The 16229-nt window shown below is 48.8% G+C and carries 17 protein-coding genes; 16 read left to right on the forward strand and 1 reads right to left on the reverse strand.

What is annotated here, in order from left to right:
- The 9 genes from DESRU_RS07695 to DESRU_RS07735 all read left to right on the forward strand — a co-directional run bounded on the left by DESRU_RS07695 (position 1) and on the right by DESRU_RS07735 (position 10682).
- Positions 1–690 (forward strand): ABC transporter ATP-binding protein, encoded by a 690-nt coding sequence (locus tag DESRU_RS07695; RefSeq protein ID WP_013841545.1) that lies wholly within the window; start codon positions 1–3, stop codon positions 688–690.
- Positions 677–1864, forward strand: coding sequence for an efflux RND transporter periplasmic adaptor subunit (locus DESRU_RS07700; RefSeq protein WP_013841546.1), 1188 nt, complete (start codon positions 677–679; stop codon positions 1862–1864). The genes DESRU_RS07695 and DESRU_RS07700 overlap by 14 nt, the downstream gene beginning before the upstream one ends.
- Entirely contained in the window at positions 1861–3057 is a 1197-nt protein-coding gene (locus tag DESRU_RS07705; RefSeq protein WP_238446389.1) for an ABC transporter permease, read from the forward strand. Before DESRU_RS07700 ends, DESRU_RS07705 begins: the two co-directional genes overlap by 4 nt.
- Positions 3058–3404: 347 nt before the next feature.
- Positions 3405–5249: an ASKHA domain-containing protein gene (locus DESRU_RS07710; RefSeq protein WP_013841548.1), complete on the forward strand. Its 1845-nt coding sequence runs from the start codon at positions 3405–3407 to the stop codon at positions 5247–5249.
- Positions 5246–6148, forward strand: coding sequence for a uroporphyrinogen decarboxylase family protein (locus DESRU_RS07715; RefSeq protein ID WP_013841549.1), 903 nt, complete (start codon positions 5246–5248; stop codon positions 6146–6148). Before DESRU_RS07710 ends, DESRU_RS07715 begins: the two co-directional genes overlap by 4 nt.
- A gap of 149 nt (positions 6149–6297) precedes the next feature.
- A complete protein-coding gene (locus DESRU_RS07720; protein ID WP_013841550.1) occupies positions 6298–6960 on the forward strand; it encodes a cobalamin B12-binding domain-containing protein in 663 nt (220 codons plus the stop codon).
- Positions 6957–7991, forward strand: coding sequence for a uroporphyrinogen decarboxylase family protein (locus tag DESRU_RS07725; RefSeq protein ID WP_013841551.1), 1035 nt, complete (start codon positions 6957–6959; stop codon positions 7989–7991). The genes DESRU_RS07720 and DESRU_RS07725 overlap by 4 nt, the downstream gene beginning before the upstream one ends.
- A gap of 29 nt (positions 7992–8020) precedes the next feature.
- A complete protein-coding gene (locus tag DESRU_RS07730; RefSeq protein ID WP_081462063.1) occupies positions 8021–9322 on the forward strand; it encodes a sensor histidine kinase in 1302 nt (433 codons plus the stop codon).
- Positions 9291–10682 carry a sigma-54-dependent transcriptional regulator gene (locus tag DESRU_RS07735; protein ID WP_013841553.1) on the forward strand — a complete coding sequence of 464 codons (1392 nt, stop codon included), beginning with the start codon at positions 9291–9293 and terminating at the stop codon, positions 10680–10682. The genes DESRU_RS07730 and DESRU_RS07735 overlap by 32 nt, the downstream gene beginning before the upstream one ends.
- Before the next feature lie 32 nt (positions 10683–10714).
- Here the strand turns inward: DESRU_RS07735 and DESRU_RS19850 are convergent, their stop codons facing one another.
- Positions 10715–11275, reverse strand: coding sequence for a hypothetical protein (locus DESRU_RS19850; RefSeq protein WP_143758757.1), 561 nt, complete (start codon positions 11273–11275; stop codon positions 10715–10717).
- Between the two features lie 291 nt (positions 11276–11566).
- Between DESRU_RS19850 and DESRU_RS07745 the strand changes: the two genes are divergently transcribed.
- The 7 genes from DESRU_RS07745 (at position 11567) to nosZ (ending at position 16186) form a co-directional block, all read left to right on the forward strand.
- Entirely contained in the window at positions 11567–11878 is a 312-nt protein-coding gene (locus DESRU_RS07745) for a cytochrome c (protein WP_013841555.1), read from the forward strand.
- 84 nt (positions 11879–11962) lie between these two features.
- Positions 11963–12199 carry a hypothetical protein gene (locus tag DESRU_RS07750; protein ID WP_013841556.1) on the forward strand — a complete coding sequence of 79 codons (237 nt, stop codon included), beginning with the start codon at positions 11963–11965 and terminating at the stop codon, positions 12197–12199.
- Complete coding sequence (locus DESRU_RS07755; protein WP_013841557.1) at positions 12186–12629, forward strand: QcrA and Rieske domain-containing protein; 444 nt, start codon at positions 12186–12188, stop codon at positions 12627–12629. The genes DESRU_RS07750 and DESRU_RS07755 overlap by 14 nt, the downstream gene beginning before the upstream one ends.
- A gap of 3 nt (positions 12630–12632) precedes the next feature.
- The gene (gene extP / locus DESRU_RS07760; RefSeq protein WP_013841558.1) at positions 12633–13271 is read left to right on the forward strand and encodes a selenite/tellurite reduction operon b-type cytochrome ExtP; all 639 of its coding nucleotides are present in this window, start codon (positions 12633–12635) and stop codon (positions 13269–13271) included.
- A 12-nt stretch (positions 13272–13283) separates the two neighbouring features.
- Complete coding sequence (locus DESRU_RS07765; RefSeq protein ID WP_013841559.1) at positions 13284–13670, forward strand: cytochrome b family protein; 387 nt, start codon at positions 13284–13286, stop codon at positions 13668–13670.
- A 36-nt stretch (positions 13671–13706) separates the two neighbouring features.
- Positions 13707–14216: a hypothetical protein gene (locus tag DESRU_RS07770; RefSeq protein ID WP_013841560.1), complete on the forward strand. Its 510-nt coding sequence runs from the start codon at positions 13707–13709 to the stop codon at positions 14214–14216.
- Positions 14217–14281: 65 nt separating this feature from the next.
- Positions 14282–16186 carry a Sec-dependent nitrous-oxide reductase gene (nosZ, locus tag DESRU_RS07775; RefSeq protein WP_013841561.1) on the forward strand — a complete coding sequence of 635 codons (1905 nt, stop codon included), beginning with the start codon at positions 14282–14284 and terminating at the stop codon, positions 16184–16186.
- Positions 16187–16229 lie beyond the last annotated feature (43 nt).

Consider the following 16229-nt stretch of genomic DNA (forward strand, 5'->3'; position numbering starts at 1 on the left):
ATGGAAAATAACTTAAATTGTATTATTGACGGCTGTAATTTGGTTAAAGTTTATCAGAACGGCATTGAGGAACTCAAAGTCCTGGACAATATCAATATCCGGGTGAATAATAGCGATTTCATAGCCATTTTAGGACCTTCGGGCTCCGGCAAATCCACTTTAATGAACATTTTAGGCTGCTTGGATGTCCCTACCTCCGGGCAGTATTACATAGACGGTTTAGACGTGCTCAAGGCCTCGGATAATGAATTGGCAGAGATTCGCAATAAAAAAATAGGTTTTATCTTTCAAAAATTTAATTTGTTACCCAGATTAACGGCAGTGCAAAATGTAATGCTTCCTTTGCTCTACCGAGGGGTGGAAGAGGAGGAAGCAAGGGAATTGGCCAGGGAAAAATTAACGATTTTAGGTCTAGGGGAGAGGCTTCAGCACCGGCCCAATGAACTATCCGGAGGACAGCAGCAAAGGGTAGCCATAGCCAGGGCCATTGTTGGCAATCCCCAATTGCTGCTGGCAGATGAGCCCACTGGAAATCTGGACAGCAAGTCAAGCGAAGATGCGATGGAAATTTTCAAGGAGCTTAACCGGCAGGGAAATACCATTGTTCTCATTACCCACGATATTGAAGTGGCCGAGCAGGTAAAAAAAGTCGTAACCATACGGGACGGGAGGATCCATGAAAGTCATTAGAGACTGGGGGCGCAAGCGCTTAACCCGGCTAAACAGTAAAAAAGGTCTTGGGCTGGCGTTGCTATCCGTGCTGATATTGGCCGGTGGATCGGCTTGGTGGCTCCAAAAGCAGGGAAATGATAAAAGCTCGGAAGTTCAGTACGAAGAGGTTAAGGTTCAAAAGGACGATATTATTGTGGGGTTAGATTCCGATGGAACGATTAATTTTTCTAAAGTGAATTTAAGATTTGATGTAAAAGGGACCATTGCTGAAATCCTTGTGGCGCAAGGCGATGAAGTGGAAAAAGGCCAGATTATTGCCAAGTTAGACGACCGGGATTATCAGGATCAATATCAGTTGGCTTTGGTAAAGCTGCAGGAAGCGGAAGAAGAGGAGGTAACCAGCCTTCTGGACAGTGAACTGGGGCTTAAGCAGACGGAGGCCGAGCTGGAAGAGCTAAGAGACCAGTATCAGGAGATGGAAGCCATTACCGATGCCTTTTCAGCCAATGAGTTAAAAATGAAGAAAAAGGAACTGGACAGTAAAGAAACGGAATACCAAAACCTGCTGCAAAAGTACGAACTGCTAAAGTCTCAGGGTTTAAGCCAGAATGAATTGGAAGCGAAAATGGCCAAAGAAGATTTGGAGGATACCATTTTATATGCACCGGTTTCGGGCATTGTCTTAGACCTGGCCAATAAAGCAGGGGAAAGTCTTACGGATGAGGATGACTTTGCCACCATTCATGAAGAAAATAAGATCAACGCCCTGACTCAAGTTATTGAGTATGATATTGGTCAAATTAAAGTGGGACAAAAAGTCTATATTACGGCAGAAGCCCTGCCGGACCGGAAATTTAGCGGGGAAGTAAGCAAGATTAATGCTCTGCCCAGCGAAGATTCCAGCGGCCTGGTTAATTATGAAGTAGAAATCCGTATTAAGGATGCCCAATCCGAATTAAAGGATGGCATGACTTGTGCCGTTTCCTTTGTTCTCAAAGAAGTGAAGAATGCTTTCATCCTGCCTTATCAAGCCGTTAAAATGGTAAACGGCAAACAAGTGGTTACCGTGCTTGAGGACCAGGGGGAAAGGGCTGAAAGGCAGATAAAGACCGGGTTTACCGATGGTGTCAATGTAGAAATTATAGAGGGTCTTCAGTTAAATGATCGGGTTGTTTACGAAAAAAGCAGGTGAAAATCTTGAAGCTGAAACAATTACTAAAGCTCATTTTAATTAATATTACCCAGAATAAGGTTCGTACCTTTCTGACTACCCTGGGAGTGATTGTGGGTACCGCCACCATTTTTTTGGTCATTGCCATCGGGAAGGGTGGAGAAGCTCAGGTTAACGAACAGTACTCTAAGCTAAATGTAGGTACCATCATGGTTATGCCGGCCATGCGGGGAAAAGTGGCGGACCCGTTAACCAAAAAAGACGCTCAATTGTTTTTAGAAAGTGAAAATATTGCCCAGGCCTTTCCGGTTTTAAGCGGCAGCGGAGATATTAACTATAATAACTTTTCAACCAACGCCAGTTATACGGCCATTCAACCGGAGTTCCAGGGAAATAATAATTTAATTGTGCAGCAGGGCAGAGCCCTGGATGAAGAAGATGAAAACCAAGAAAATAAGTGTGCGGTTATCGGTGCGGGACTGGCGGATACGCTTACAGACGGCAATCCTTCTGAAATCCTGGGTCAAAGCCTTCGTATCAATCAGAGGAAGTTTGAAGTTGTGGGCATCTACAATCGCATCGGAGATTCCGGCTCGGGCATGAGCTATGATGATACGGCCTTTGTGCCCTATTCCGTGGGAGAAAAATATTTATTGGGCACCAGAGCCAACCCTACTATTACGGTGCTGGCCACCGATTTGGATACAGTTCAGTTGGCCATCGAGGATATTACCGCCACCTTGAATGAAAACCACCGGGCCGGAGGAGCCGATCAATTTCGCATTATGGATGCAGGAAGCAGATTGGCTTCGGCACAGGAATCGGCCAAAACCATGTCGCTGCTTTTGCTGGCTGTGGCCGTGGTGGTGTTGATTGTAAGCGGAATTGGCATTATGAATGTTATGTTTGTAACCGTAAAGGAAAGAACCAAGGAAATTGGGACCCTGAAAGCCATTGGAGCGAAAAAACAGGAAGTATTAAATCAGTTCCTCATTGAGGCGGTGATGATTAGTCTGGCAGGCGGAGTGATCGGTGTAATGGCTGGGTTCCTGACCCTGCCTGTATTGGCTCACTTTGAACTGGCGGCCCTTTCGTCCCTAAGCGGAGTTTTGTTAGGACTAACCTTTTCCGTAGTCACCGGTGTGTTTTTTGGATTCTATCCTGCCTGGAAAGCGGCTGATTTAAGTCCTCTGGAAGCCTTAAGATATGAATAAAAGATGAAACCTGTACGGTTTTTACTGGCGTAGGGACAGCCCTTTTATAATTTTATCCGCCACTTTTTTATCATCCCGTATAGTCAGGATAGATAAAACTGTGTATACGCTTAGGATGCGTATTAGAAGCCCGGTCGCTGTGGAGGATCACTCCAGCAGCGACTTTCTTTTTTTGGTTCAGGCATCTTAATTGCATTAATTTTAAAATAAGACATTTAAAATTACATGCTAGCTTATATTTAATCCGTTTGTGGAGGAATGTGCGGTGTGACTGGTGAAACTTTGGTACAATGCAAGGGATAAATTTTATCATCCAATAAAACATTTGGCGGATCGGAGGGACCGGGGTGAAAAAAATTGCCGTTGGTTTCAAACCGGCGGATTGCATAATTCAAATTGAAGCCGGCAAAACCATACTGGATGTTGCCCGGGAATTCGGATTAAGTGCTGTCAACCTAGCATCTCCTTGCGGAGGGCAGGGCCTTTGCGGCTGTTGCCGGGTGAAAGTAACAGGGGATCATTTCTCTCAGCGAACAAAAGCAGAAATAAAGTCACTTTTACCGGAGGAACTGGCCCAGGGCTATCGTTTGGCCTGCCAGGCTAGGGTTTGGGGACCCGGGGAGGTTGAAATATCCCCTCAAGCAGCCGGCGAAGTACAGTTCTTGGAAATCCAGGGGCTGATCCTTGCAGTGCAACCCAATCCACCCGTGGCAAGCTACACAATTGAACTGGAAAAGGGTTCTTGGCCATGTTCGCAGCTTGCCTGGCAAGAAATAAAGAATTGTTTAGCAACGCAGTATGATTTGGGGCGGCTAAAAATTGATCCGGAATTGTATAGAGAAAAATGCCCTGTAAAATTAACAAAAGAAGCCGTGGTTACCGTTCGGGAGCGTGAAATTATAAACTGCTTTTTTGGCAGTTCGCCATCTCCGCCGGTTGGGTTGGCAGTGGACCTGGGAACCACAAAAATTGCAGGCTATCTGATCAATTTAGAATCAGGAGTTGTTCTGGCCGGCGGGACTATCGTCAATCCCCAAAGGGTCTACGGATATGATCTAATGTCTCGCCTCTCCTACGCACTGGAGAGTGAGGCCAAATACCGCCGACTCAACCGGGACGTGATTGATAGCATCAATCACCTGGCAGCGAATCTAGCAGGCCAGGCGGGATTAGGGGTAAAAGATATTGTCGAGGCCGTGGTTGCCGGCAACACAGCGATGCACCACCTGTTCCTGAGACTGCCGGTTGATCAGCTTTCCCGGGCCCCTTACCTGCCTGTGGTGACGACCTCTGTGGAGATAAAGGCGAGGGAAATCGGACTTGTTATTAGTCCCGGAGCTTACGTGTATGTCCTTCCGCCGGTTGCGGGTTTTGTCGGAGGAGACCATGTGGCAATGATTTTAGGGAGTCAGCTTGATCGGACCGATAAGGTGTCGCTGGGGTTGGATATAGGTACCAATACAGAAATTGTTCTATGTTACGGCGGGCGAATGCGATCTTGCTCCTGCGCTTCCGGCCCGGCCTTTGAAGGAACTCATATCCGGCATGGGGTACAGGCCGTCCGGGGAGCGATTCGATCTGTACGCCTGGGCCGGGATGGCCTTGAAGCCCAGTTGGAAACAGTGGGGGATACGGCCCCGCTGGGTATTTGCGGTTCCGGAATATTGGATGCGGTAGCCGAATTATACCGTACAGGCGTAATCACCCGGCAGGGTCGGTTGAACCGCAGTCATCCCCGGGTGCGGCTGTCCGAAATGGGGCTGCAATATACATTGGTACCGGCATCAAAAAGCGGCACAGGAAAAGAATTAGTGATCACTCAGCAGGATATCGAAGAGATCATGCTGGCCAAGGCTGCTATTGCCACAGGAATCCGGCTCATGTTGCAAGCGGTTGATCTTACTTGCAAAGATATACAAGAGGTGGTGGTGGCAGGGGCCTTTGGTACTCAGCTCAAAGTGACCAGTGCCATGGTTGTTGGCATGTTCCCCAATTTATCCCAGGAACTCTTTCGTCAGGTGGGCAATGCAGCCGGTGCCGGGTCACAGGCCGTTTTAGTTTCTCTGGCCGAGCGGCGGCGGGCGGAGAAAATTGCTGCCGTCATAGAACATCTGGAACTAAGCACCATGTCTTCTTTCCAGGAGGTCTATTTTTCCTCTCTCACCTTGCCGCCGCTGAGGAATGCAGAATGACAAAAGCGGAAAGGGTTTATCATGCCATTGGCCGCAGGGGGGTAGACAAGGTACCCAAAGGGGAATGGCACCTATCCAAGGGACTGATTGCCGGTATTCTAGGCAAAAAAGGTGCCCTGGGATGGGAGGAGGAAGCCGCCGTAAGGGAGTTTTTAGGGATGGATCTGGTGGCTTTGGGGACAGACGCCGACGTGAATGGCTCCGGGCCGGATGATCACCGTTTCCGCTGCTGGCGGACAGAAACGGATTTTTTTATATTTGCGGTCATTGACGGTCCATTCCAGGGGGCGGCACGGCAGGTGGGCATTGTCGATTTCCTCCTGAGGCTGGATCGCCGGGATGGAAGGATGAAAGAACTGGCTGCTAAACAGGCTGAGAGGAACCTGGAAACCGCCCGGCGCTGCCTAAGAAGCGGCGCTCACGGAATACTGCTGGCCGATGACGTTGCCTATACCGACGGTCTTTTCGTTCAATATCCGCTATTGCGGGACATTTTTGTTCCTTTATGGAAATACCAGGTCAGCGCATTAAAAAGTGAGAAAGTACCTGTCTTTTTTCATTCGGACGGCAACATTAACAGTCTGCTGCCGGATTTGATTACAGCCGGATTTACCGGCCTTCATGCTTTAGAGTCCACTGCCGGTATGGATATAGCACGGGTTAAAAAAGTCTACGGGTCGGACCTCTGCCTTATGGGCAATATGGATCTGGGCTTTTTAGTAAAGGCCACTGAACAGGAAATTACAACGGAAGTAAAAAAGCTGATGAAGGTGGCGGCACCGGGGGGCGGGTTCATTTTTTCTACCAGTTGCGGCTGCCTGGGGGATGATGTCCCCCCGGCCAAGGTGATTGCTCTGTATCGGTGTGCCGAAAGGTATGGCGTTTATGCAAAGTCTTAATGTCTCTAAAATCAGGGGATTTTCGAAGGAGGAAGAAGGATAAATATCAAGAATTTAGTTTCAAATTCCAAGTAGCTAATTTCCTTATCCTATAGAAAAAATTAAATCCACTTCCGGGCAAAACTTGCAGAAGGGGGGGCCCAGGAGACTTGACGGAAAAGATTCCCAACACAAGGGAGTTAGTAGTCGCAATCACAGAGGGCAATAACTTGGAGGCTGTGGCCTTAGCCCGGCGGCTTCTGGACCATGGGCTTGATCTGGAAACCGTAGTGGAGGAGGGACTGACCAAGGCCCTTGAATCACTTAGCGATAAATGCGGCAACGACCAATTTAGTTTATTGGAAATATTGCTGGCTGGACGGGCTATGATGGATGTAATGGAGCAGGTTGTCAGTAAGCATGTTTGTTTTTCAACTCTGGCCATGGGCAAAGAGCAGCCTGTTTTTGTTATAGGTACCATTAAGGGAGATATGCATGATTTGGGAAAAAATATTGTCAGCATGATGTTAAAAGTAGCGGGCTACCGAGTCATTGATTTGGGTAAAGATGTGGAACCGGCAAAATTTATAGAAACAGCAGCCGCAGAACAGGCGCGATACATTGGTATCAGCAGTCTGATAACCACCACCATACCCTATGTAAAAGAAGTAAAGCATCTAGCTGTGCAGGAGGGCATGTCGGATGTAAAGGTGCTGGCCGGCGGTGCTGCTTTGCGTCAGGCGGAACCCGAACAGTTGAATGTGGATTTTGTGGCCCAGAATGTTTTTCATCTGTTAGGGTACTTAAAAGAAGAGGATGAAGCAAAAAGATGAAAATGAATTCTCTGGAAAGGTTCACCGAAACTCTCCGGTGGCAGCCAACAGACCGCTGTTGCTGCCTGCCTTTGGTTTTTGGCTATGCAGCCAATATCGCAGAGATTGAAATAAAAGATGCGATTTCGGACACAGAGGCTTTGGTATCTTCCCAGCTTTTGGCTCAGCGGCTTTTTGGATACGATGCAGTCTATGTTTATGGCGGCAACGCGGTAGAAATAGAGAGCCTGGGAATACCCCTTGTGTTTCCGGACGGGGATTACCCTTATCCGGACCCCCGGTACGATTTGAAAAACCCGGATGAACTGCTGGCGAAGCCCCTCCCCGATCCTGTCAGCCACGGCAGGATACCCAAGCTGCTCAGTGCAGCAGGGAAGTTGCGGCAGGAGGTTGACGGCAGCGTGCCGGTGGTGGGTGTCATTGCCGGACCGTTCACCATCGCGGCTCAGGTTCTGGGCCTGGAGAAACTGCTGCTTTTACTGGTGGATGATCCTGATAAAATTCAAAAACTTTTACATAATGTGTCCATATTGTCCCAAAACTTTGCCCTGGCCCTGTTAACGGCAGGAGCGCAGGTTATCATGATCATGGACCCTGTATCCTCTCAAAGTATTATCACACCGGGTATCTTCCGGAACTTCTCATTTCCTTTGCTCAGGGGGATTTTTAAAGGCTGCCGGAGGGCCGGGGCTCTGGCCTGTTGGTTGGCTATTACCGGGAGAACCGATGGTTTTTTCAAGTTATATCCTGATACCGGCGCAGATCTGGTTACCCTGGACTATGAAGTATCTATGGAGAGAGCCTTTTCTTTGCTGCCCCGCTTGGTGATACAAGGAAACATCAGACCTTTTGACTTTGTGGAACGCGGTCCCGGGGAAATAAGAAGAGAATGTCTGGATTTGCTCCAACTGGCCCAGGCACGGCCCGGATATATTTTGGGCACCGGCTGTGAACTGCCGCTCAACAGTAAGCAGGAGAATTTAGAGGCCATGATGGACGTTCTTTCGTTGCCGTTCCAAGGGAAGGGGTGAGAGCGTTGCCCCAAACTAAAAAAGCTCAAATGGCAGCCCTAATTAAAATTAATAATATAACCGGCTACCTGCCCTTGAATTTACAGGAGGTGCTGCGGACCGTCGGGAAGGAAATGGAGGGGCTTTTTCAACCGTACAAAGCTTATTTCCACCTGGACTGTGCGGAACTCAGTCTGAATCAGACAGGGAACGGTTTTGAAGATAATATAAGCTATCATCATTCAGACATAAGAGAAAACTGCAGGGCCATTAAGGAACAGTTGCCGGTGATTGTTTATGATTCCCAAAGGGAAAACTGCGGGGTTTGCAAGCATACGGACCAGCATCAGTCACATATTTGTGTTCCATTGGTTTCCGGTTTTCAGGTATTTGGCACCCTTTCACTTAAAAGCTGCACAAGGATCGAGCTGGAAAGGGAGCAGTTGGAATTATTACTGGCGATTACCAATCAAACTACGGCCACCATTCAGCGGGCCAGATTATTCAACCGGTTGGAACAGGAAAAAGAGATGCTGGAAAAGGCGAACAGGGACAATGAAATTTTAAATCAGAACTTGAAAAATACCATCCGTCAATTAAAAGCAGCACAGCACCAATTGATTCTTTCCGAGCGTTTAGCCGCGGCCGGACATCTGGCGGCCAATTTTGCCCATGAAATCAACAACCCTACGGGAAATATTCTTTCACGCCTGGAATGCCTGGAATTAGAGGCGGAGGAAAACCCACTGCCGGAGACACTGCGCAGGGATCTGGCGATTATAAAAAAACACGTCAACCGCATTGCCAAAATTACCCATGGACTGTTGGTTTTCTCCAGGCAGTCACTGCAGCAGGTGGTCCCTGTTCGAATCAATGAATTAATTTTAGAAACGGTGGATTGGCTGGAGCAGCAGTTCTCCCGTAAAAATATATGTTTTACCGTGCAGTTGGGGGATTTGCCTCCCATCAAAGGCAATCAGGAACAACTGCATCAGGTTTTGGTCAATCTATTGACTAACGCTCGGGATGCCATGCCGAAGGGCGGCGTTATTAAAATTATCACTACCGTCAATACCGAAAAAAAAGAATTGGTAATTGATATATGTGACAGGGGAAGCGGTATTTCAGCCCGGCACATGGATAAAATATTTGATCCTTTTTTTACCACCAAAGAGGCGGGTAAAGGGACCGGGCTGGGGTTATCCATTAGTTACAGCATTGTACAGGAACACGGCGGGCGTATTGAAGCAGAAAGTGTAGAAGGAGTTGGGACAACTTTTTCAATCAAGCTACCGCTGAGTGATGAAGGGGATCTAAACGATGTCAGGAAAAAGACGGATTTTAATCATTGATGATGAAGACGATATGCTGGAAACCTCCAGCAGACTGCTGCGGCGGCTGGGTTATGAATGTGCCACCTTAAACGACAGTACCCGGGTGGCGGAATCCCTGGCCGAGGTGCAGCCTGAAATCATTCTTTGCGACTTGGTAATGCCCAAACTGGATGGCCTTGAGGTGCTCAAAACCACCCGGAAAATGCTGCCGGACTCCCTGGTTATTATTATAACCGGCTTTGCAACCGTTGAGTCCGCTGTTAATGCCATTAAAGAAGGGGCTTTCGATTATCTGCCCAAGCCCTTTACCTTCGATCAACTGGAGGTAACCGTCCGGCGGGCGGAAGAAAAATTAAACTTGAAGGCAGAGAACCAAATTTTACGTTCCCAGTTGGAGGAGAAGTACAATTTTGATAACATTATCGGGGCCGGCGGCGGGATGCAGCCGGTTGTTGAAACCATCCGTAAAATATCCGCCAGCAATACCAACATTCTTATCCTGGGGGAAAGCGGCACCGGAAAAGAATTAATCGCCCGCAGCATCCATGCCAACAGCAGGAGGAAACACGGCCCCTTTGTGGCCGTAAACTGTGCTTCATTGCCCAATAATCTTCTGGAGAGTGAACTTTTCGGGCATGAAAGGGGTGCCTTTACCGGCGCCCATACCAGCAAAGCCGGTTTAATGGAGGTGGCGGACCGGGGAACCCTGTTTCTGGATGAGGTGGGGGAGATGAGCAGGGAACTGCAGGCAAAACTGTTGAGGGCTTTGGAACTGCACTCCTTCCGGCGGGTGGGAGGGACGAAGGAAGTTCAGGTTGATATAAGGATTCTGGCGGCTACCAACCGGGACCTTGAAGAGGCCATTGTAAAGGGTGAATTCCGGGAGGATCTTTACTATCGCCTGAACGTCCTCACCATTTATCTGCCGGCTTTACGGGAACGGGCACAGGATATTCCTTTGTTGTCCCTCCATTTCCTACAGTATTTTTCCGAACGGGCAGGCAAACCCATTGGCTCCATTGCACCGGCTGCTATAGAACTTCTTCAGCGGTACAACTGGCCGGGAAATGTCCGAGAACTGAAAAACATTATCGAACGAGCAGTGGCTTTGTGTGAAACAAAGGAAATTATGGACGGAGATTTACCTGAACGGTTGAATGGAAAAAGGGGTAGCCTCTTCCAGTCCGCCCCGAATCTGGAGATGCCTTTTCACCAGGCCAAGTCCGAATGGATTGAAACCTTTGAAGTGAAATACCTTCAGGGGCTGCTGGAGAAGCACGGAGGAAACATCTCGGAGGCTGCCCGGGAATGCGGCGTGGACCGGAAAACCATTCATCGATTACTGGCAAAGCACAAACTGAAATATCATGATTCATAAAATCATGCTACCCGTTTTTTAAGTAGAGACTGCTAACCGGCAGTCTCCACTTTTTTTAGGTCAAGGTCAATCTTTAACCCGTTTCCAAGGGGTTGATTGGCCTGATCTACAGCAGCGGGAAATTTTATAGTTAGATGGTTGAATTCTTCGGGAGTTTTTTCTCCCAAGGGGAAAATGATAAAGCCCCGCATCACTCTCTGTGGAGGATAAGTACCACTCATTTCCTCAGAAATCGTTACATCAGGCAGCAGGATTTTTCCGGAAGAATTACTGATGGTTATTTGTTCCGGAAAATAACGGACCTCCTGGTCACCGGTATTGGCAATTTCCAGCCCCAGCGCGATTTGGCCCTTTTCTTTTGCTCTGGATTCATCAAACCTTACCACGCCGACATTGACAATTCTTATTTTTACGGGGTCCAACTCAAGGATGCGCTGAATGTCGTAAACCATGCTATGTCTTTGGCTTGCTTGACTGGACGCCGGGTTGTTGTCCCGGGCGGGTGGGGAAGGTTCCTGACTGCAGCCAGTTAGAGCAAGAACGCCTACCACCATGAACAAAAGAACAAAAGGGTTAAACTTTTTAAGCCGCATCAAAATTCCTCCTAAGCAGGTATGTTTTTTATCCATTGGTAACCCCCGGTCTTTATACTGCAAGAGCAATGCCAAGGCTTCTTTTAATGAATGATGCGGATTGTTGAGGATATGCGGCGGGGTGGAGATGGGACACATATACCCCACAACCGGGACGGAAATGTCCCGGTTGTGGGGTATGATCATGCCGAAAGGGACCTGTTCAAGCCCCTTTTGAGATGGCACAGGTTTTGCGATAGTAAATCCAATAGGCTTATAAAAGTAAAAATAAAGTTAAATGGGGGGTGAACAATGGTTTTAAAGAAAACACTTGCCGGAACCATGATGCTTGTAGGAATGATCATGGGACTTATGTTTGTTTCCCCTTATGCCGTTCCCATTCCGCAAGCCCAGGAGGCCAGTGCGGATACCCCCGGGGCACAGGCCTTTGCCTCCGTCTGCAACACCTGCCACTCAACCGACAGGATCAGAGATTACCAGGGGGATAAGAGTTGGGGCGAAATTATTACCTTGATGAAAAGCTTTGGGGCCCTCCTGAGCGAGGATCAGGCCAAAGAGATCGAACAACATCTGCAAACGACCTATCCCAGGGATAAGAAATAAGGGGTGATGGCGAAAAAGATGAATTTCCTAGGGTTTATAAGGTCTAAAGACGAAAAAACCGGCAGTTTACAGGAGGCCTGGGCCATGGACACTGCTGTCGAAGACAAAGGATTTTTTGCTGGAATAACGGTTTTGGGTCTGACTTCCTGGGCCTCCCTAAGTTTGTTGTTTATGCTCGGAAGGAGCTGGGCTGCAGCGAATTGGGACTGGGTGGCCATTTTGAGCGGTTTGCTGTGTTTCAGCGCTTCGCTGGCCATCTGTGCCTGGAGGTCGGTGGCTCTGGATTTTGGAGAAAGAGGTGATGAGGATGGAGCCCACTAAAAAATATCTTTCCCGGCGGAAGTTTTTAAGTTACCTGTTTACTTTTCCGCTGGCAGTAGGGGTTGTCACCCCTCTGGCCCTTAGCGCCGGTGTACTTTCTCCGCCACTTTCTTTAAAACCGCTCCCCCCCCGTATGGGAGTGGCCAATGTTAAGGATATTCAAGAAAAACCCATAGAATTTATCTATGATGGATATCCGGCTATTTTATTTAAATCAGGCCGGGAATATAAGGCCTTTTCCAGGGTATGCACCCATTTGGGTTGTATCGTTTCCTGGGATGAACAGAAAAAACAGTTCCATTGCCCCTGTCACGGCGGGATATATGATGCCGGGGGGAACGTTGTTAGCGGTCCGCCGCCGGCACCCTTAAACCGCCTGAAGGCCTGGGTGGATAAAGATGTGGTTATGGTTCAGCGGGAGGTGGTATAAGCGGTGAGTACACCAAGCCGGGATGTCGATGTTAAAACAATGCTGCAGGAAGTGGCAGCCCACCCTGTACCTGAATATGCCAGAAAATTTTACTATTGCTTTGGAGGACTCACCTTTTTGACCTTTGTGATACAGGTCCTTACAGGGATCCTGCTGGCCGTCTATTACAAACCCACTCCGGAAGCGGCCTATGAGAGCGTAAAATTCATTACGGATGAGGTGGCACTGGGAGCGGTTGTCCGTTCGGTCCACCGTATTTGTTCTAATTTAATGGTTGTTTTAGTCATTCTGCATATGCTGCGGGTTATTTATACCGGATCCTATAAACGGCCAAGACAGTTTAATTGGGTCGTCGGTGTCACGCTGCTGCTGCTTACTTTAGGTTTCTGCTTTACCGGTTATCTGCTGATATGGGATCAGGTGGGCTACTGGGCTGCCGTCATCGGTACGCAGATTATGGGTTCTGTTCCTGTGGTGGGAGACACGCTTCTCAACCTGGCCCAGGCGGGCAGTAAAGTGAGCGGCTACACACTGACAAGATTTTATGCTTTACATATTGCAGTCTTGCCGGTAGTAACCATTGTTTTCCTGGTAATTCATTTTATTATGGTCCGGAAACAGGGAATTTCCGGTGGATTATAAGGGGGTGAAGGGATGGAACAGCAGAAAAAAGGGGTTATACCCTTCTTTCCTCATCACTTTTTATCGGAAATGGCGCTGGCCTTTGCTTATCTAGGGTTGGTCCTGGTTTTGGCCGGTGTGCATAAGCCTGAGTTAGGACCACCGGCAAACCCGGTGCTGACACCCTCTCACATTTTACCGGAGTGGTATTTTCTATGGTTGTTCGGCCTTTTGAGGCTGGTTCCGCGGTTGGTGGGATTGCTCATTCCCGGACTGGTATTTGCTGCCATCTTCCTGCTGCCCTGGTTAGACAGGAGTCCGGATTACCATCCGGCCAAACGGCCTAAAGTGATGGTCGCGACCCTGCTGATGCTGGGCGGCATGGTTGGCTTAACCATTGTGGCGCGAATGCCCTGGTAGAAGGGCTGTACCAGGACTTGTAAGGAGGGATAAGGGATGAAGGCAAAAGTCAAAGGAGGGGTACTGCTATTTCTTACCTTTGTAGGGTTGGGTTATCTCACCGGATTGACGGGTATTGTGGCTGCCGCACCAAAATATGCGCCGGAAGTGGACCGGCAGCCGGCGCTGGTTTATAACGCCGGGCTAAAAACGGCGGACCAAGCCTCAGCCGGTTCCGAGGTTCAGCAGACAGCGGCCAAAGAGCCGTCTGCAACGGATGCTTCCAAGATGGACACCGAAATCTTTTCAACCCGGGGCTGTATTCAGTGTCATACCATTTCGGCGCTAAAGGTAGTCGGTGGAGCCACCGGGCCGGACCTCTCCGGTGCTTTTAAGAATGTACCGAACAAGTATGGCAAACCCTTGTCGGAATTTTTACAGCAGCCGGAAGGAGTCATGGCTGAGGTACTGCCTACTAAGAATGTTACGGACAAGGAAAAAGAACAGATTGTTGAGTTATTGACAAAAGCAGCTGACCAGCAGGAGGATCCGGGTTCCACCCTGTAACGCAGGGAATGGACAAAGGTTAAAGGATACAACAGCTGCTTGGCAAGTGGGAGGATCGCGGATATATGGAAAAAGACAATTATAAAAAAATTGCTCTGGCCATCACCGGTTTGGTGGTGGGTATAGTGATGGCGGTATTTTTGTCGGCACGTTTTGGCTCTGCCACAGGTGACGGAGGCGCCACTACCACTTTGGGGGCGACCGCTGCCAAAGACGGTGTTTCGGAAGAAGTGGTGGAAGCCGCTTTAAAGACCTACGTGCCACCGGGTAAACTGGATGAGTATTATCTCTTTGCTTCCGGCGGGCACTCCGGCAACGTGTTTGTTTACGGTGTGCCTTCCATGCGGCGGCTTCGGACGATTCCCGTCTTTTCCAAAGAGTCTGCCGTAGGTTACGGCTGGACCGAAGAAAGTAAAAAAATGCTGGGTGAGTACACCTGGGGCGACGCTCATCACCCGGCCCTTAGTGAAACCGCAGGGGATTATGACGGTCGCTGGCTGTTTATTAATGACAATGCCAACAGCCGCCTGGCCAGAATTGACCTGAAAACCTTTACCACCGAACAAATCCTGGGGCCTATTCCCAATATTTACGGCCCCCACGGTTCGGCTTTTATTACTCCCAACAGTGAGTACTTTATGATGGCTTCCCGTTTTGCCGGTCCCATTCCCTATGGCAAGTATGCTCCGTTGGACAAATTTAAGGAAGAATATATGGGTCTGCTGGCAGCGGTGGCCATTGATCCCAAGAACGGGCATATGAGCGTGGGATGGGAATTGCTGCTGCCGCCCTGGTCCTATGACCTGTCTGACGCCGGTAAAAAAGTAAGTGACGGGTGGGCCTTTTTAACTACCTATAACACCGAAGAAGCATCTACCTTACTGGAAGTCAACGCCTCCCAGCGGGAGCGGGACTACATCGTAGCCCTCAACTGGAAGCTGCTGGAGCAGGCGGCCAAAGAAGGCAAGTATAAAGAAATCGGCGGGGCCAAGGTGATTGATCCCCGTGAGGTGCCCGGCTCCATCTACCTGGTGCCCTGTGCCAAGAGTCCCCATGGCGTGGATGTTTCTCCCGATGGAAAATATTTTATTGGCAATGGCAAACTTTCTCCCACCGTTACCGTATTTAGTTTTGAAAAATTTATGGAAGCCGTTAAGAATAAGGACTTAAAAGGTGAGGAGCGGGGTTTACCCATTGTGAATTATGAGCATGTACGGGTGGCGGAAATAGAAGTGGGTCTGGGACCCCTGCATACGCAGTTTGACAATGAAGGAAACGCCTACACCACATTATTTGTAGAAAGTGCTGTAGCCAAATGGTCCCTGAAGGATTTTAAAGTGAAGGACAAAGTGACCGTTCACTACTCTCCCGGTCACCTGTCCGCTGCCGAAGGGGATACCGTTTCTCCGGATGGTAAATACCTGGTCTCTTTGAACAAACTGGCCAAGGACAAATTCCTGTCTGTGGGTCCTTCCCATCCGGAATCCATGCAGTTGGTGGACCTGACATCCCAAAAGATGAAGATTCTCTACGATAACCCGGTTGACCCGGAACCCCATTACGCCCAAATGATCAAGGCGGATAAGATTAAAACCATTGAAGTTTATCCCAAGGATGAGAAACGGGAAGGGGTTGTTTATAAGAAAGAGGATGCCCGGGTGGTTCGCAGCGGCAACAAAGTAACCGTATATATGATGGGTTACCGCAGTCGGTATTACCCCGACCAGATTGAAGTGAACGAGGGTGATCACGTTACCATTTACTACACCAACACCGACCTGGATGAGGATATCACCCACGGTTTGGGTATCATGTTCTACGACCTCAACCTGGAATCTCAGCCCGGGGAAACCGGAAAGATCGAGTTTATTGCCAAAAAACCGGGGGTATTCCCTTATTACTGCACCAACTTCTGTTCGGCTCTTCACCAGGAAATGCAGGGCTTCCTGCTGGTAAAGCCCAAACAATGATGATCTTGGGACGGGAACCTGCGGTATTTTCCGCAGATCCCTC

Source organism: Desulforamulus ruminis DSM 2154, assembly GCF_000215085.1.
In the GTDB taxonomy this organism is placed as follows: domain Bacteria; phylum Bacillota; class Desulfotomaculia; order Desulfotomaculales; family Desulfotomaculaceae; genus Desulfotomaculum; species Desulfotomaculum ruminis.